General features: G+C 68.5%; 15 protein-coding genes and 1 pseudogene. 3 read left to right on the top strand and 13 right to left on the bottom strand.

The genetic code is table 11. The features are described 5' to 3' along the window. Positions 1–5 precede the first annotated feature (5 nt). The 4 genes from AAFP35_RS19405 to AAFP35_RS19390 are packed head-to-tail and all read right to left on the bottom strand — an operon-like array spanning position 6 to position 3,035. Positions 6–542, bottom strand: a complete 537-nt coding sequence (locus AAFP35_RS19405) for a TIGR00730 family Rossman fold protein (RefSeq protein ID WP_419223275.1) — start codon at positions 540–542, stop codon at positions 6–8. Continuing rightward, on the bottom strand, positions 539–1,399 hold the full coding sequence (locus AAFP35_RS19400) for a TIGR00730 family Rossman fold protein (RefSeq protein ID WP_419223274.1): 861 nt from the start codon (positions 1,397–1,399) through the stop codon (positions 539–541). Before AAFP35_RS19400 ends, AAFP35_RS19405 begins: the two co-directional genes overlap by 4 nt. 5 nt (positions 1,400–1,404) lie before the next feature. Continuing rightward, a complete protein-coding gene (dapE, locus tag AAFP35_RS19395; RefSeq protein ID WP_419223273.1) occupies positions 1,405–2,520 on the bottom strand; it encodes a succinyl-diaminopimelate desuccinylase in 1,116 nt (371 codons plus the stop codon). Between the two features lie 47 nt (positions 2,521–2,567). After that, a complete protein-coding gene (locus AAFP35_RS19390) occupies positions 2,568–3,035 on the bottom strand; it encodes a VOC family protein (protein ID WP_419223272.1) in 468 nt (155 codons plus the stop codon). A 2-nt stretch (positions 3,036–3,037) separates the two neighbouring features. On the opposite strand from AAFP35_RS19390, the gene dapD reads away from it, so the two are divergent. Further along, the gene (gene dapD / locus AAFP35_RS19385; protein ID WP_419223271.1) at positions 3,038–4,006 is read left to right on the top strand and encodes a 2,3,4,5-tetrahydropyridine-2,6-dicarboxylate N-succinyltransferase; all 969 of its coding nucleotides are present in this window, start codon (positions 3,038–3,040) and stop codon (positions 4,004–4,006) included. A gap of 84 nt (positions 4,007–4,090) precedes the next feature. On the opposite strand, the gene dapC is transcribed toward dapD, so the two are convergent. Together dapC and fdxA are read right to left on the bottom strand one after the other, a co-directional pair. Beyond that, positions 4,091–5,212 carry a succinyldiaminopimelate transaminase gene (dapC, locus tag AAFP35_RS19380; RefSeq protein ID WP_419223270.1) on the bottom strand — a complete coding sequence of 374 codons (1,122 nt, stop codon included), beginning with the start codon at positions 5,210–5,212 and terminating at the stop codon, positions 4,091–4,093. Positions 5,213–5,220: 8 nt separating this feature from the next. Next, on the bottom strand, positions 5,221–5,550 hold the full coding sequence (gene fdxA / locus AAFP35_RS19375; RefSeq protein ID WP_419223405.1) for a ferredoxin: 330 nt from the start codon (positions 5,548–5,550) through the stop codon (positions 5,221–5,223). Between the two features lie 437 nt (positions 5,551–5,987). Here fdxA and AAFP35_RS19370 point away from each other — a divergent pair, with 437 nt between their 5' ends. Both AAFP35_RS19370 and AAFP35_RS19365 read left to right on the top strand, forming a co-directional pair. Beyond that, positions 5,988–6,605: a cysteine dioxygenase gene (locus AAFP35_RS19370; RefSeq protein WP_419223269.1), complete on the top strand. Its 618-nt coding sequence runs from the start codon at positions 5,988–5,990 to the stop codon at positions 6,603–6,605. Positions 6,606–6,631: 26 nt separating this feature from the next. Further along, positions 6,632–6,976: pseudogene (locus tag AAFP35_RS19365) on the top strand (rhodanese-like domain-containing protein); the annotation flags it as partial. Positions 6,977–7,566: 590 nt separating this feature from the next. Here AAFP35_RS19365 and cofG read toward each other — a convergent pair. From cofG to typA, 7 genes are all read right to left on the bottom strand, one after another. Further along, positions 7,567–8,814 carry a 7,8-didemethyl-8-hydroxy-5-deazariboflavin synthase CofG gene (cofG, locus tag AAFP35_RS19360; protein WP_419223268.1) on the bottom strand — a complete coding sequence of 416 codons (1,248 nt, stop codon included), beginning with the start codon at positions 8,812–8,814 and terminating at the stop codon, positions 7,567–7,569. After that, positions 8,804–10,339 carry a flavin-containing monooxygenase gene (locus AAFP35_RS19355; RefSeq protein ID WP_419223404.1) on the bottom strand — a complete coding sequence of 512 codons (1,536 nt, stop codon included), beginning with the start codon at positions 10,337–10,339 and terminating at the stop codon, positions 8,804–8,806. The genes cofG and AAFP35_RS19355 overlap by 11 nt, the downstream gene beginning before the upstream one ends. Positions 10,340–10,347: 8 nt before the next feature. Beyond that, positions 10,348–11,472, bottom strand: a complete 1,125-nt coding sequence (locus AAFP35_RS19350) for an FO synthase (protein WP_419223267.1) — start codon at positions 11,470–11,472, stop codon at positions 10,348–10,350. Positions 11,473–11,550: 78 nt separating this feature from the next. Then, positions 11,551–11,922: a facilitated glucose transporter gene (locus tag AAFP35_RS19345; RefSeq protein ID WP_419223266.1), complete on the bottom strand. Its 372-nt coding sequence runs from the start codon at positions 11,920–11,922 to the stop codon at positions 11,551–11,553. Beyond that, positions 11,922–12,806 (bottom strand): N-acetyl-1-D-myo-inositol-2-amino-2-deoxy-alpha-D-glucopyranoside deacetylase, encoded by an 885-nt coding sequence (mshB, locus tag AAFP35_RS19340; protein ID WP_419223265.1) that lies wholly within the window; start codon positions 12,804–12,806, stop codon positions 11,922–11,924. The genes AAFP35_RS19345 and mshB overlap by 1 nt, the downstream gene beginning before the upstream one ends. Continuing rightward, positions 12,803–14,683, bottom strand: a complete 1,881-nt coding sequence (locus AAFP35_RS19335) for an ABC transporter family substrate-binding protein (RefSeq protein WP_419223403.1) — start codon at positions 14,681–14,683, stop codon at positions 12,803–12,805. Before AAFP35_RS19335 ends, mshB begins: the two co-directional genes overlap by 4 nt. Before the next feature lie 117 nt (positions 14,684–14,800). Beyond that, a complete protein-coding gene (gene typA / locus AAFP35_RS19330; protein WP_419223264.1) occupies positions 14,801–16,711 on the bottom strand; it encodes a translational GTPase TypA in 1,911 nt (636 codons plus the stop codon). Between the last annotated feature and the right edge of the window lie 76 nt (positions 16,712–16,787).

The following is a 16,787-nucleotide window of genomic DNA, read 5'->3' as shown; positions in this document are numbered from 1 at the left end:
CTACCTTACCGATGAGTAGCAAGTTGGATCGCCGTGACCACCGACTCGGCGACCAGCAGTCGGTCCAGCGCGGCCCGGGACACGAATCCACGACCCGACAGGTCGTCGAGCCAACCGAGCAGCGGTGCGTAGAACCCGAACGGATCGAGCAGCACCACCGGCTTGTCGTGCATCCCCAGGTAGCCGCCCGTCCACGTCTCGAACAGTTCCTCCAGCGTGCCGATGCCACCGGGCATGGTGATGAACCCGTCGGCCCGCTCGTCCATGAGACGTTTGCGCTCACGCATGGTCTCGGTGACCACGAGTTCGTCGGCACCGAGGTCGGCCACCTCACGTTCCATGAGCGCGCGCGGGATGATGCCCACCGTCGGCCCGCCCGCGGCGCGGGTGGCCTCGGCGACCGCGCCCATCATCGAGATGTTCCCGCCGCCGGAGACGAGGGTGTGACCTCCCGACCCGATCGCGGTACCCAGCTCGGCCGCGAGCGAGATGAACGTGTCGTCGACTGGACCGGACGCGCAGTAGACGCAGATGGCACTCATCGCCCACCGCGCCCGGCGGCCGCGGCGGAGATGATCTCGACGGCCTCGGACGGATGGTCGACCAGATGCAGCAGATCCAAATCGTCTGCGGAGATCATCTTCTTGGCCAACAACACCTCTCGCATCCAGTCGATGAGTCCCGACCAGTGGTCACGGCCGATCAACACGATGGGGAACCGCACCACCTTCTTCGTCTGCACCAGCGTCAACGCCTCGAACATCTCGTCGAGGGTGCCGAAGCCGCCCGGCAAGCAGACGAAGGCCTGCGCATACTTCACGAACATCGTCTTGCGGACGAAGAAATAGCGGAAGTGCATGCCGATGTCGACCCACTCGTTGAGGTGCTGTTCGAACGGCAACTCGATGTTCAGACCGATGGACTTCGCCCCGGCATTCCAGGCCCCGCGATTGGCGGCCTCCATTGCGCCGGGTCCGCCTCCGGTGATCACCGCGTACCCGGCCTCGCCCAACACCCTGCCGAGTTCGGTGGCCTGCTCGAACTCCGGGCTGCCCGGCACCAATCGGGCCGACCCGAACACCGTGACCGCCTCGGCGACCTCACTCATGGCATCGAAACCCGCGACGAACTCCGACTGGATGCGCAGCACCCGCCAGGAGTCACGCATGGTGCGTTCGGCCCGCAGCTCCTGATCGCGCGGGTCCACCCATTCGAGGAAGCGACGGTCGGTCGTCTTGGCGGTCTCGGCTTCTTCCCGCCGCACCCGAACCGGGCCCACATAGCGGGTCTCCGCTCCTGCCGGATCCTCGGCACGGTGACGACCGGCCACCTCGTCGGTCGACTCGGGATCGTCGGTGAAATCAGGATCGTCGGTGGAATCGGGCTGCTCTGCTGCCATGCGCATCACGCTAACGGTTTGCCCGACAAGAACGCACGCAGCAGGTCGGTCACCGCCTCGATCTGGGATACGGGCACCCGCTCGTCGACCCGGTGGGCGAGATTCGGATCGCCGGGGCCGAGGTTGACCGCGGGGATCCCACGAGCGGAGAACCGTGACACGTCCGTCCAGCCGTACTTGGCCCGGAACCGACCGCCTGCGGCCTCCACCAACGCGGCCGCGGCCGGATGTGACAGTCCCGGAAGGGCTCCCGCCGCCGAGTCGGTGACCTCGAACCCGAGCTGACCGTCGTCGAGGTGCACGGCGAACACCTCGCGCACGTGGTCGATCGCCTGCTCGACGCTGCGGTCGGGTGCGAACCGGAAGTTGACGTCGACATGTGCCTCGTCGGGGACGACGTTGCCGGCCACCCCGCCGGCGATGCCCACCGCCGACAGGCCCTCGCGGTACTCGCAGCCGTCGATGTCCACCCGCCGGGGCCGGTAGGCGGCGAGTGTCGACAGCACGCCACCGAGTTTGTGAATCGCGTTGTCGCCCATCCACGATCGTGCGGAGTGTGCCCGCACACCGCGTGCAGTCAACCGCACCCGCGCCGTGCCCTGGCAGCCGGCCTCGATGAGCCCACCGGTGGGCTCGCCGAGGATCGCGACGTCGCCCTGCAACCACTGCGGCAGTTCACGTTCGATCACACCGAGCCCGTTGTGGACGGCGGCGATCTCCTCGCAGTCGTAGAAGATGAGGGTCAGATCGTGTGCGGGTTCGGCCATGGTCGCCGCGAGATGCAGGAACACCGCGTCCCCGGATTTCATGTCGACGGTGCCGCACCCGCGCAGGACGTCACCCTCCTCGGGGTCGGTGTCGCGACGATGTGGGAGGTTGCCGGCGACCGGCACGGTGTCGAGATGGCCGGCGAGGATGACCCGGCTCGCGCGGCCGCGATCGGTGCGCGCGAGGACGCGGTTGCCGTGCCGCAACACCTCGAAACCGGTTGTCTGGGTACGGAGTGCGGCCTCCACGGCGTCTGCGATCGCGGACTCGTGACGCGACTCGCTCTCGACGTCCACGAGCGCGGCAGTCAGGTCGACGGGATCTGTGTGCAGATCGAGGGCAGGCGTGCTCACCTGCTCACCGTAGCGTGCACAGCCGCCGGACCGGCGAACTCATCAGGTCACTTGGTGTAACGGGGTTCGTACAGTGCGACGGTGAAGCCACCGGGAACCGCGAAGTGCGTGACGAGCCCGTAGCCGTGATCCTCTATGTCCCCGACGAACTCCACTCCACGGCCCTTCAACTGCGCGACCGTCTCCTCGATGTGGTCGCAGTAGAAGGAGATGTCGGCGGTGCCCGACGGAGGAGCAGTGCCGTCGGTGGGATGGATCCCGAGATCGGCTTCCGGCGCGTCGAAGATGAGCCACCCGTCGCCGGTGTCGCTGCCGGGCAACTGCAGCTTGTCCCTGATGAACTCGCGCAGCGCCCGATCCTCGGACGAATAGAACATCGCATGCATGCCACGGATCATGAGGTTCTCCCGGTGGTCGACATCGATCGGCTCCACCTCGATCATGCCCGTCGAGACGGCATCCTTCGAGCCCGCCGTCGACATCGGCCCGTCGCCGGCGACCGGTAAGGTGTGCACCCGTGACGACGAATGGCGCTTTCGCAACCGGCATAGCCACGGTGACCGACGGTGGATCGGCCGACACCGGCGTGGTCCTCGACGTGTGGTTCCCCACCCTCGAACTCGACAGCCCGGGCACCTCCGAAACCGTGGTGCTCGACGGCGACGACATCCCGCAGGACCTGCGAGATCTCGTCGGGACCGACGCGGCGCGCGGGGTCAAGACCGTCGCGGTGCGTACCAGCATCAGCGACCTGAGCGCTGCGCCGGATGACGCCTACGACGTCTACCTGCGCCTGCATCTGCTCTCCCATCGCCTGGTCACTCCGCACGGGACGAACCTCGAAGGCATCTTCGGCCTGCTCTCCAACGTGGTGTGGACCAATCACGGACCGTGCCCCATCGACGGATTCGAGAAGACCCGTGCCCGCCTGAAGGCGCGCGGACCGGTCACCGTGTACAGCGTCGACAAGTTCCCGCGGATGGTCGACTACGTGCTTCCCGGCGGGGTGCGGATCGGCGACGCCGACCGCGTTCGACTCGGTGCGCACCTGGCCCCCGGCACCACGGTGATGCACGAGGGTTTCGTGAACTACAACGCGGGCACCCTCGGATCCTCGATGGTCGAGGGTCGCATCTCGGCGGGCGTCGTCGTCGGCGACGGCTCCGACATCGGTGGCGGCGCCTCGACGATGGGCACACTGTCCGGCGGCGGCAAGGAGATCATCTCCCTGGGCAAGCGGTGCCTGCTCGGCGCCAACTCCGGATGCGGTATCCCCCTCGGCGACGACTGCGTTGTCGAGGCCGGCCTCTACGTGACCGCGGGCACCAAGGTCACCGGCCCGGACGGATCGTCGGTGAAGGCGCGCGAGTTGGCCGGACAGTCGAATCTCCTGTTCCGCCGCAACAGCCTGACCGGTGCGGTCGAGGTGGTGCCGTGGAAGGGCGACGGCATCGCACTCAACGAAGCCCTGCACAAGCACAACTGACCACAAGCACCACTGAGCACGACCGACGCGCCAGGGCCCGGACGGTGCACCCGTCCGGGCCCTGCGCTCGTCCGGGCCATGCGCTCAGGCCGTCAGGCGAGACGCCGCGGCGGCGATCCGTTCGTCGGTCGCCGTGAGCGCCATCCGCACATGTCGATTCCCGCTCGGTCCGTAGAAGTCACCCGGCGCCACCAGGATGCCGCGATCGGCCAGCCAGTCCAGCGTGAACCGGCTGTCCTCGTCGCGCGTGGCCCACAGGTAGAGCCCCGCCTCGGAATGGTCGACGCGGAACCCGGCCGAACGCACCGCGGCGAGCAGGGTCTCACGACGCGTCCGATACCGTTCCCGCTGTTCGTCGACGTGCCGGTCGTCGTTGAGCGCCGCGGTCATCGCCCCCTGCACGGGGAACGGGACGATCAGACCGGAATGCTTGCGCACGGCGAGCACCTCCTCGATCAGACTCGGATCGCCCGCGAGGAAGCCCGCACGGTAGGACGCCAGGTTCGACACCTTCGACAACGAGTGCACGGCGATCAGCCCGGTGTGGTCACCGTCGCTGACCCGGCGGTCCAGCACCGACACCGCCTCGGAGTCCCAGGCCAGGCCGAGGTAGCACTCATCGGACACCACGATCGCGCCGCGTTCACGAGCCCACGACACCACCTTGCGCAGATGATCGACCCCGAGCACCTTGCCGGTCGGGTTCGACGGGGAGTTGAGGAAGATCAGCGCGGGCGACGTCGGGCCGAGCTGGACCGTCGAGTCGGCGCGCACCGGCGTCGCACCGGCCAACAGTGCCCCGACCTCGTAGGTCGGGTAGGCGACCTCGGGGATCACGACGACGTCACCGGCACCGATGCCGAGCGTCGAGACGATCCCCGCGATGGCCTCCTTGGTGCCGATCACCGGCAACACACCGGACTCGTCGAGACCACCGGCGCCGTAGCGACGGTCCATCGCGCCCACGATCGCGGCCCGCAGTTCCGGCGTGCCGATCGTGGTGGGATACCCCGGGAATCCCGACGACGCGGTCAGCGCCTCGCGGATGACCGAATCCACGGTGTCCACCGGCGTACCCACGGACAGGTCGACGATGCCGTCGATGTGTGCCGACGCACGTGCCCGCGCAGCCCCGATGGTGTCCCACGGGAAGTCGGGCAGCGAACTCGAGACGCGTCGTCGGGCCGGGAATCCTGAAGTGCCCACGGGTGGGCTCAGTCCTCTTCGTTCATGGGTGGCAGAGACTTGACGAACGCGGCATCCGCGTCGACCTTGCCGACCTTGCTGGCACCGCCCGGCGACCCGAGGTCGTCGAAGAAGTCCGCGTTGGCGCTGACGTAGGGCTCCCACTCGTCGGGCACATCATCTTCGTAGAAGATCGCCTCCACCGGGCACACCGGCTCACAGGCACCGCAGTCGACGCACTCGTCGGGCTGGATGTAGAGCATCCGCCCGCCCTCGTAGATGCAGTCCACCGGGCATTCCTCGACGCAGGCCTTGTCCAGGACATCCACACAAGGCTCCGCGATGATGTAGGTCACCACTATCTCCTTCGCTGCAAACTCTCGGCCGCCGGCCTGTGCCCGCGGAGGTGCCCTCCCGAGGTGTCCCGACGGCTCGGCGCGTGGGCTGGACGCGCCGTCATCACGGACCGTGCAGCGTGCTCGCGCCATGACCGCTCATCGGGTGAGTCGCACACCGGTCCGCATCCCAGACTATCGGGCGCGGGCTGGGCCCACCGACACCCGCCCCCGCCAAATCCGGCCGGAGTTACCGGGATCACAGCCGAGCACCGACGCCGATGTCGCCGGTCGTTGCGATCATGGCGCCGGAAACCCTCGACGCGGATGCCGTCACCGATCAACCTGGGAGCCGTGACCGAGTACGAGCGCACGACGGGACGTCCACGCGTGACAGGGATGTGTCCGGGCTGTCGTCACTGACGAGCCCCCTCCCCTCCTCGACCCGACTCGGAGCATCCATGACCGCCACCCTGCCTCGCGCCTCCCGTCCCGACTCTCGCCGGCCCGGCACCCGGACGTCGGCCGCGACCCGCAACGACGCCACGTCGACGCGGTCGGCCCATCTCCCCACCCGGCTTCGTCCCGCCGATCTCCTGCGCATCACCGACCAGGGTGTCGCCGACGTCCTCGACGGCACCTACGACCATCTGCTTCCGCAGTCCTGGGACCCGGTGGAGCGGTGGGCGGCCCGGCTCGAATCCGACGACGACCTGGACCTGTGGCTGATCAGCTGGACCCCGGACCGGTCGACCGAACTGCACGACCACGCCGGCTCGCTGGGCGCCCTCACGGTGTTGTCGGGCTCACTGCGTGAGTACCGGTGGACGGGTCGTGACCTCGCACTGCGCGTCCTCGGTCCCGGCGACCAGGCGGCGTTCCCGCTCGGCTGGGTCCACGACGTCCAGCGTCACGATCCGCTGCCGACGGCCGAGGGCGGCGACGGTGAACTCGCGTCGGGCCCCACGCTCAGCGTGCATGCCTACTCACCGCCGCTGACCGCGATGTCGTTCTACGCTGTCACCGAGCACGCCACCCTGCGCCGCACCCGCACCGAACTCACCGACGAACCGGAGTGACCGCCGTGCCGACGACCATCGACGACATGCTGCTGACCGCCCGTGATCGGCTCGAGCGTCTCCGCGCGCACGACGTCGCCGCCGAACTCGCCGCCGGGGCGGTGCTCGTCGACATCCGGCCTGCTGCGCAACGCGCCGCGGAGGGCGAGGCGCCGGGCGCCCTGGTGATCGAACGCAACGTGTTGGAATGGCGCTGCGACCCGGCCAGTGACGCCCGCGTACCCGAGGCCGTCGACCACGACGTGCGCTGGATCATCCTCTGTTCACAGGGCTACACATCCAGTCTCGCCGCTGCGGCACTCCAGCAGCTCGGCCTCCACCGCGCCACCGACGTCGCCGGCGGTTACGAGGCTCTCCGTGCAGTCGAGAGCCCTACCGTCGACGACACCACCGCCGAGGGTTCCGCCGCCGAGTACTCCGCCGTCGAGGTCGGTGCGGTCGAGGACGGTGCCGCTGAGGGCTCGGCCGTCGAGGACTCCACCCCCGCCTGACGCGACAACAACCGGATTTCCGCCGACAGCAACCTCTTTCCTCGCGACAGCAACCGACACTCCCGCGACAGCAACCAGATTTCGCGCGAGAGCAACCACTTCCCCCGCGACAGCACCGACACCCCCGCGACAGCAACCGGTTTCTCAGCAAGAGCAACTGGTCTCGAGGCAGGCGATGAGCGATCCGTCTGCCGCGCCGGGCTTCGCGAGCCCAATCCTCAGGCCGGATCCCTTTGGCGGTGGCGCCTCACGCGAGTGATCGCCTGCTCGAACGTGGTGCTGCCGACCAGTCGCCCGGTTTAGTCGCACCGGAACCACTTCGGACAGGTCGACGCCATCATCGATGAAACCGGTTGCTGTCGCTGAGAATCTGGTTGCTCTCGCGCGAAAAGAGGTTGCTCTCGCGAGGGTGGCGGTTGCTGTCGCGCGAAATCTGGTTGCTGTCGCGGGGGTGGCGGTTGCTGTGGCGGTCAGGCGACCGCGGGCCAGGGGCGACCGTTCGGGTTCACCGGCGCGGCCAGGCCCGTGTCCGGATCGGACACGGCCGCAACGTGTTCGGACAACGACGGGTCGATCCACGAGGAACCGGCCAGCACGTAGGGCGGCTGGGCGGTGATGCGTTCGGTGAGGACGTAGCCCGACTCCGCGGTGATCTCGGCGAGCACGTCCAGATTCGGCCAGGGACGTTCGGGATTCACGTGATCGGGGGTCAGCGGCGACACACCACCCCAGTCGTCGACGCCGGAGGCGATCAGGGCCGCGCATTCCTCACGTGACACCAGGTTGGGCGGCGCCTGCACCCGCATGTGCGGCCCCAGGACGATGCGCGCCACCGCCACCGCGGCCAAGAACTCCGTCATCTCGGCGTCGGGTGTACCGCGCATCGCGGTATCGGGCTTGGCCCGGAAGTTCTGCACGATGACCTCTTGGATATGACCGTGATCGCGGTGAATGTCGGCCATGGCCAGAATGGATTCGGCTCGCTCGGCCGGCGTCTCGCCGATCCCGACGAGGATGCCCGTCGTGAACGGGACACGCTCCGCACCCGCATCGCGCAGCACCTGCAGACGGACGAGCGGATCCTTGTCCGGGCTGCCGTAATGCGGCTGCCCCTTCTCGGTGAACAGTCGCCGAGAGGTCGTCTCGAGCATCATGCCCATCGACGGCGCGACCGGACGCAGTCGTCGTATCTCCTCGGCACTCATGACGCCGGGATTCAGATGCGGCAGCAGACCGGTCTCCTCGAGCACGGCGACGGCAGCCGCACGCACATAGTCGAGTGTCGAGCTGTAGCCGCGCGCCGACAACCAGTCCCCCGCCTGTGCCCAGCGCGCCTCGGGCCGATCACCGAGGGTGAACAGCGCCTCCTTGCAACCGAGTTCGGCACCCTTGCGGGCGAGGGCGACGACCTCGTCGAGTTCGAGATACATACCGTGCCCCTCGCGGGCCAGTTTGCCGGGCACGGTGACGAACGTGCAGTAGTGGCAGCGATCCCGACACAGTCTGGTGAGCGGGATGAACACCTTGCGCGAGTACGTGATCTGTCCATCACGTCCGGCCGCCGCCAGCCCCTGGTCGCGCAGTTCGCCTGCGACCGCTTGCAATTCGGTGAGATCCTCGCCGGCGCACCCCAGCAGTGCGGTCGCTGTCGGCAGGTCGATCGATTCACCCGCCCGCGCCGCGGCCAGAGCGGCAGAGATCTGCATGTCATCGGCCATCGTGTTCACCTCCGTTGTCGGACAATGCCATTCCCCACTCGGGACCGCCGGCGGAGTCGGGCGGATTCGGATCGATCAGGTACGGCTCGGGCGCGAAGGTCCCGTTGCGTTCGCGGAACGACACCGCAGTCCCCGGCCAGAGCAACGTGAGCCGCCCGCTACGCGGATCGACATACCAACTGTCGCACCCGGTCAGCCAGACCGTCGACGCACTGCGTCGGTCGATCTCGGCGGTATACGATTCCTCGGCTCGCGCGGACACCTCGATGGCACGACTTCCGCTGCGCGCCAAGAAGTCCAGTGCACCGACCACGTAGTCGAGCTGGGTCTCGATCATGTAGATCGCCGAATTGTGGCCGAGCGCGGCATTCGGCCCGTCGAGGACGAACATGTTCGGGAACCCGCTCACCGTCGTCGACGCGTAGGACACCATGCCGTCGGCCCAGTGGTCGGCGAGCACCCGACCGTCACGGCCCCGGACGCGTGCCGCCGCCGGTGGCCGCGTCGCCTCGAAACCCGTTGCCATCACGAGCAGGTCGAGATCGTAGGTGTTGCCGCTCACCGCACGCGCCTTGCACTCCACGACCGAATCCAGCGCCGACGGTTCGAACACCACATTCGGTTGCTGCAGCGCCGGATAGAAGTCGTCGCTCAACAGGATTCTCTTGCAGCCGATCTCGTAGTCCGGCGTGAGCATGTCACGCAACGACGGATTGTCGACCTGCCGGTGCAGGTGTCCCAACGCCCGATCCCGGATCTCGTCGATGTCCGGGTGACGACCGAGTCTCTGCCCGAACGCCTTGTCGGCGTCGACGAGCATCTGGTCGCGCCGCGCCTGCGCATTCGCGGGAACCTGCATCTCGGCACGTTCGGCCGCGGAGAACCGACGATCCTCACGCGGCACCACGTACGGCGGGGTCCGGGAGAACACGACGAGTTCCTCTGCGTCGGCGGCCAGATGCGGGATCACCTGCACGGCCGACGCCCCGGTCCCGACGACACCGATCCGTTCGGCGCCGGCCAGCAGCTCGTCGTCCCACGTTGCGGTGTGCATCACCGCACCGGTGAACGTGTCGAGTCCGTCGACTTCGGGCAGGTGGGGTTCGGAGAGCCTGCCGACCGCCATCACCAGGACACGGGCACGCACCGGACCGGTGGTCGTGGTGAGCATCCAGCATGCTTCGTCGGCGTCCCAACGAGCCTGTTCGAGCGCGCAGCCGAGACGGATGTGCGGTCCGAGCCCCTCGTCGTCGACGGTGCGCTGCAGATACCGCTGGATGTCGGCACCTTTGGGGTAGAGACTCTCCCAGTCCGACGGCGGGCGGAACGAGAACGAGTACAGGTGCGCCGGGATGTCACACGCGATACCGGGATACGTGTTGTCGCGCCAGGTGCCACCGACGGCAGGCGCGCGTTCGAGGACCACGAAGGATTCCCGTGCACGCCTGGCCAATTGGGTTGCCATGCCGATCCCGGCAAACCCGGCACCGACGATCGCGACCTCGACCTCGTGCGTCGGCGGCATCGGGGCGGTCACGAACGCACCTGTGGGATCGGGATGAGACGGTCGGCGGGCGGTTCGGTGTACCGCGTGGTGCGCTGTCGCGGCGATCGACCGACCCGGGCGGCGATGTCGGCGAGTTCGTCGACCGAGAGCACGCGACCCGCCTCCTGTCCGGCGCCCGGCATCAGCTCACCGTCGAGGAGCAAGCCACCGATGTCGTCGGCGCCGCCACGCAGCAACTCCTCGACGACGTCGCGGTCGAGCTTCGTCCAGGCCACCTGCAGATGGTCGAAGTGGCCGAGGGTGAGCAGGCGGGCGACCGCGTGCACGGCGCGGGTCTCGCGCCGAGACACCGCGGTTGTCGCCGTCGCGGCCAGGTGTCCGGGTGCAGTGTCGGGCAACATCGGCATCAGGATCAGCTCACTGAATCCGCCCGTCCGGCTTTGGATCTCAGTGAGCAACCGCAGATGGGCAACCTGCTGGCGGGCGGTTTCGACGTGCCCGTAGAGCAGGGTCGCGGTGGAGAACAGGCCGACGCCGTGAGCGGCCTCGATCGACGACACCCAGGCCGAGACCGGCGCCGCGGCCCCGCCCGAAAGATGGGCACGGACCTCGTCGTCGAGAACCTGCGCACCCGTCCCGGGAACCGATCCGAGGCCCGCGTCGCGTGCACGACCCAGGAACTCCGTCACCGTGATGTCCATCCGTCGGGCGCCGTCGCGGACCTCCGCAGGGCGGAACGCATGCAGGTGTAGCTCCGGTGCCGTCGCGTGAACCCGCTCGATCAGACGGAGGTACCCGTCGGCGGGCGCATCGTCGGGGATCGGTCCCTGCATGCAGATCTCGGTGGCGCCGATCCGCCAGGCCTCGTCGACCAGCGCGTCGAGGGCGGGCACATCGGACCGCCCCGACGCCACCACGGTGGTGTCGAGGTTCCGGTTGACCACGAACGTCAGCGCGTCGGGATCGGTGACACTCCGACGCGCGGAGTCCGCCGTCGCACACAATTCATCGAGCTGCGACCCGGACGCACCGAGCAGCGCAACCCATTCGTCATCGGTGAGCGACGCCGGATCGTCGGCGACGTGACGTAGCGCCGCCCGGGTATCCTCCGCCGCGGCGTGCGCGTCCCGAGCCCACTCCCGCAGGACCATTCCCTCACTCTATCCGTCGGCGCGCGGACGGCGTCGTGGCGTCCGCGCGCCGACGATGGGTGGGTGCGTCGACGCCGGTCAGAGCTCCGGTTCGGGGAGTCGGCCCGACCGCGCCAACAGTGCAGGCAGACCGGCACCGATCACGAGCAACAGCAGGGTCGGCAGCAGCAGTGTGCCGTCGGGGACGAGGGCGACGTCGCCGCCGGGCCCCGACAGTGCCCCGATCACCAACGCCAGCAGCCACGCGATCAGCGGCAGATAGCGCACCGGGGAGTCGGTGTGGGCTGCGGCCAGCCATAGCAGCACGCTGTTGACGACACCGGCAACGACGGCCGCGACCGGGATCGCCACCCCACCGAATCGGAGGTAGGCGAACGCCACCGACATGACACCGACGACGAAACCGTCGACGACGAGCATCGCCATCAGGATGCGATCCGGCCAGCGCATCACGGGACGCCCTCGAACAGGTCGGTTTCGCGGGTGCCCGGTCCATGCGTACCCGGCGCACCGACGGTGCGGATGAAGAACTCGGTTGCCGGGATCGGCTGCAGGATGTTGTTCGACAAGGCGTACTCGGTACCCGACTCGGCAACCGTCACCTGGGTGGCGTGCGCGGCCAGGGCGGCGACCTTGCGTTCGTACCACGCACCGATGTCGATCGCGGTGGTGATCTCGTCGTCGGGATGGCTGGGCAGTTCGGCGGTGTCGGGCATCCGCCACCCGACCGGAACCCGGTCGGCCGCATCGGCGAGGCCGGTCACCAGCGCCGAGCGCTCGGTGATCGATTCGTAGACCTTGAGGTCGGCGCGGACCGCCTCGGACAGGCGGGCCACCGCGGCCACCGTGGTCTGGTGCACCAGCACGTGATCGGGATGACCGTAGGTTCCCGCGTCGTCGTAGGTGACGATGACCTGCGGTGCGAACGATTCGATCTCCGCGGTCAAGGTGTCGACCAGGTCGTCGAACGACGCCTGCACCAGAGCTCGCGGATGGCGCGCCGACGGTGCGCCGGCCATCCCGGAATCCCGCCAGTGCCCGGCGCCGCCGAGAAAGCGGGGACGCAGGGGCTGCCGATCCGGCGGACCCAGCGCAACGAGTGCGCGGGTCAGCTCCAGGATGCGGAAGCCACCGAGTTGGTCGGCGCCGCCGTCGGCCACCAACTGCGCCCATTCGTCACCGATGACCTCACCCTCCTCGCCGAGGGTGAAGGTGAGCACGCGGACGTCGACGCCCTCGTCGAGATACTTGGCGATCACGCCACCGGTCTGGATGGTCTCGTCGTCGGGATGCGCGTGCAGCAGCAACAGCCTGCGGGCGACTCGGTCGGTCATGACAACTCCCACGACACCGTGTCACCGAAGATGCCGACCTGGATCGGCCCCGTCAACGGAGCGTTGCGCACCGTGCCGTTCGACCCGACGAGCGTCGAATCCTGGTACAGCGGTTGATAGATCGCCTGTTCGGCGAGCAGCGGCTCGGCCTCGGTCAGCTGCGGCAGCGGATCGGCCGCCGACAGCGCTGCACCGGCCAGCGCACTCAATTCGGGATCGCACACACCGGACAGGTTGCTCGCGTAACTGTCCCCGGAGGCACCGGTCTGACCCGGGGCCACACTGGTCGGTGTCGGTGGCGTCGCGATGGACGGGGCGGTCCCCGGCTTGGGCGCCTCACAGTCGACCTGCGACGCGAACGAGGCCGCAGGCGGCACGCCGAGGCCGGTCCATCCGACGACGAGGTCGACCCGAGAATTGGTCAGGGCCACGCCGTACAGCTCGCTGTTGGGCAGCACGACCACGGCGGCGCGCACACCCTTGCCCCGCAACTGGTCCACGATGTTGGCCGCCGCGGACACCGACCGCGGGTCACCGGAGATCGCACCGACCCGCACGACCAGGTCGTCGTCGTCCTTGCGGTAGGGATCGACTCCCTCGGGCAGCGGCTTGATCTCGACGCCGTCGACGGTCGTCGGTGTCGAACCCTCGGCCGAGGAACTCGGAGTCGGACTGGTCGACGGGGCACCACTCGATGGGGCACCGCTCGATCGGGGCGACTGCTCGCCGGAACTGGTCGGCGACGACGTCGCCTCGGCGGCGGGCACCCGGCGGTACCCCGCGTCGGCGAGCAGACCGACGATCGTGGCGTCCGACGGGCGGGCCCGGTCGACCGGGAAGTAGCCCGGATCACTCGGGGCGAGCACCGTGTTGGAGTACGGGGTGACGATGTCGTCACCCGCGCCCGCCAGGGTCACCAGGCCGGGATCGATCATGCCCAGGATCGCCTTGCGCATCTGCAGGGAGCGCATCGTCGAGGTGCGGGCGTTGACGCTGATCGACAGCGCCCGCGACGTCGCGTTGCGCTGTGTCTGCACCCCGGGCACGGCGTTGAGTTCGGCGGTGGTCGCCGGTCCGGCACCGACCGTCATCAGCGACGAGTCGCCCGAGCGGACCGAATCCACCATCTGCGACGCGGTACCGGCCCGGCGCAACACGATCTGGTCGAGGGTCGGCGGCTTCTTCCAGTAGCGGTCGTTGCGGGCCAACCGCACCTCGTCACGGGTCGGATCGATCGACACGATCGAGAACGGACCCGCCGACACCGGTTTGCCGGTGTCCATGCCGGTCTGGAAACCGGCGGGCGCGCCGCGCAGGACGTGACTGGGCAGCAGGTCGGTGAACAGTTCCCGCCACGCCGGATACGGTCGCGCGAAGGTCACCTGGACCTCTTTGCCGCCGGCCCGCGACTGCACCGAATCGATCAGCCGATACCCCGCGGGCGCGACGACGTTCGGCTGTCGCGACATCTGCTGCCACAGATAGCTGAAATCGTCACCGGTCACCGGCAGACCGTCGGACCACTGGGCGTCGGTCTGGATGTGGTATGTCACGGTGAACGGGCTCGTGCCGGTGACCTCGGCGGAGGTGATCAGCGCATCCTGGCGCTCCCAGACGACCCCGCGCGGGGTCTGCACCGGCCGGAACGGACTGGGCAGCGTCATCGCCGCGATCGCCGTGGTGACCGTGCCCTGGTCGGACCCGATGTGCGGGTTGAACCCGCTCCCGATGGAATCCGTCGCGATGTAGATCGTCTTCTCGGTCGGGTACTCGGCGGGGGTCGCCGGCTGCGCGGTCTCCTGGACCGGCGGCGGTGGATTGGCCGAACAGGCCGCAACCACCCCGACCACCGCGAGGACCAGCGCGGCGTACATCATCCGACTTCGCGTCGTCGATGCTGCCGCCGCCGGTCGCACCGACTTCGAGCTCACCACACCACCCCCATGGTCACGACGTGCACACGCGTACGACGGCGCACCATCGCCTCTCCGCGACTATCCGACCGCCTGGTCGCGCGACTTGGCCCGCGACCGCTCGCGGGCGCGGGTCGATCCATCGAGGTGAACCTTACGCACCCGGACAACCTCGGGAGTCACCTCCACACACTCGTCGGCGGCGCAGAACTCCATCGCGCCCTCGAGATCGAGCTGCATCGGCTTGGCCAGGGTCTCCATGACGTCCGCGGACGACTGACGCATGTTGGTCAGCTTCTTCTCGCGGGTGACGTTGATGTCGAGATCCTCGGCCCGCGGGTTGATCCCCACGACCATGCCCTCGTAGGTGTCGGCACCCGGCTCGACGAAGAAGGTTCCGCGGTCGGCGAGCTGGATCATCGCGAACGGCGTCACGGTGCCGGTGCGGTCGGAGACCAGCGAACCGGTGTGCCGGGCCCGGATCTCGCCCGCCCAGCCGTCGTAGCCGTCGAACACCGCGTTGGCGATACCGGTACCACGTGTCTCGGTGAGGAAGTCGGTGCGGAATCCGATCAGGCCACGCGAGGGCACGATGAACTCCATCCGGACCCATCCGGTGCCGTGATTGTTCATCTGCTCCATGCGGCCCTTACGCGCGGCCAGCAGCTGGGTGACCGCACCCAGGTACTCCTCGGGCACGTCGATGGTCAGGTGCTCGAACGGCTCCTGCACCTTGCCGTCGACCTTGCGGGTCACCACCTGCGGCTTTCCGACGGTCAGTTCGAAGCCTTCGCGGCGCATCTGCTCGACCAGGATCGCCAGCGCCAGCTCACCACGGCCCTGCACCTCCCAGGCGTCCGGGCGGCCGATGTCGAGGACGCGCAGCGACACATTGCCGACCAGCTCGGAATCGAGGCGCGACTTGACCATCCGCGCGGTCAGCTTGTGGCCGGACACACGTCCCGCCAGCGGCGACGAGTTGGTGCCGATGGTCACCGAGATCGCGGGCTCGTCGACGGTGATGCGCGGCAGCGGCTGCGGGTTGTCCAGATCGGCGAGCGTGTCACCGATCATGATCTCGGGCATACCCGCGACGGCGACGATGTCGCCGGCCACGGCGGACTCGGCCGGCGCACGGTCCACGCCGACGGTGGCGAGCAGTTCGGTGATCTTGGCTTTCTCGATGACGGGCTCACCGTCGACCTCACGGCACCAGGAGATCTGCTGTCCCTTGCGCAGGGTGCCGTTGTGGATGCGGACCAGCGCGAGGCGGCCGAGGAAGGCCGACGCGTCGAGGTTGGTCACGTGCGCCTGCAGCGGTGCCTCCGGGTCGCCCTTGGGCGCGGGCACGTGTTCGAGCAGGACGTCGAAGAACGGGTCGAGGTTCTCCCCGGCCGGGACCTCACCGTCGGCGGGCTGCTCGGTGCTCGCGACCCCGGCTCGGCCGGACGCGTAGAGCACGGGCAGCTCGAGGGCCAGTTCGGCGGCCGCGGCGGCTTCGTCGTCGAGGTCGGACGCCAGATCGAGCAGCAGGTCCTGGCTCTCGTCGACGACCTCCTGGATACGCGCATCCGGACGGTCGGTCTTGTTGACGACGAGGATCACCGGCAGCGACGCCGCCAGCGCCTTGCGCATCACGAAGCGCGTCTGCGGCAACGGACCTTCGGAGGCGTCGACGAGCAACACCACTCCGTCGACCATGGACAGGCCGCGTTCGACCTCGCCGCCGAAGTCGGCGTGACCCGGCGTGTCGATCACGTTGATGACGACCTCGGTGCCGTCGGGCTGACGACGATGCACCGCGGTGTTCTTCGCGAGGATCGTGATGCCCTTCTCGCGTTCGAGGTCGCCCGAATCCATCACGCGGTCGACGAGTTCGGCACGCTCCCCGAAGACGCCGGACTGCCGTAGCATCGCGTCGACCAGAGTGGTCTTGCCATGGTCGACGTGCGCGACGATCGCGACGTTTCGGAAATTGATGACAGCGCTCACTGAGGTCTCTTTCACTGCGGTTCGTACATGGGCTCGCCCTGATGCGGGCGGGCTTCGGCCACGTCTCCCGGACAGG

Origin of the sequence: Gordonia sp. CPCC 206044 (assembly GCF_048537895.1) — a bacterium.
In the GTDB taxonomy this organism is placed as follows: Bacteria; Actinomycetota; Actinomycetes; order Mycobacteriales; family Mycobacteriaceae; genus Gordonia.
Note: the sequence above shows the minus strand (reverse complement) of the source record. Positions and strands in the feature narration are given on the sequence as shown.

Coding starts and splice junctions, on each gene's coding strand:
- cofG (WP_419223268.1), bottom strand. CDS start 8,814: ATGGCCGATGACATGCAGATCTCTGCCGCTCTGGCCGCGGCGCGGGCG.
- AAFP35_RS19350 (WP_419223267.1), bottom strand. CDS start 11,472: ATGGTCCTGCGGGAGTGGGCTCGGGACGCGCACGCCGCGGCGGAGGAT.
- AAFP35_RS19355 (WP_419223404.1), bottom strand. CDS start 10,339: ATGCCGCCGACGCACGAGGTCGAGGTCGCGATCGTCGGTGCCGGGTTT.
- AAFP35_RS19345 (WP_419223266.1), bottom strand. CDS start 11,922: ATGCGCTGGCCGGATCGCATCCTGATGGCGATGCTCGTCGTCGACGGT.
- AAFP35_RS19335 (WP_419223403.1), bottom strand. CDS start 14,683: ATGATGTACGCCGCGCTGGTCCTCGCGGTGGTCGGGGTGGTTGCGGCC.
- mshB (WP_419223265.1), bottom strand. CDS start 12,806: ATGACCGACCGAGTCGCCCGCAGGCTGTTGCTGCTGCACGCGCATCCC.
- AAFP35_RS19405 (WP_419223275.1), bottom strand. CDS start 542: ATGAGTGCCATCTGCGTCTACTGCGCGTCCGGTCCAGTCGACGACACG.
- AAFP35_RS19370 (WP_419223269.1), top strand. CDS start 5,988: ATGACCGCCACCCTGCCTCGCGCCTCCCGTCCCGACTCTCGCCGGCCC.
- AAFP35_RS19400 (WP_419223274.1), bottom strand. CDS start 1,399: ATGGCAGCAGAGCAGCCCGATTCCACCGACGATCCTGATTTCACCGAC.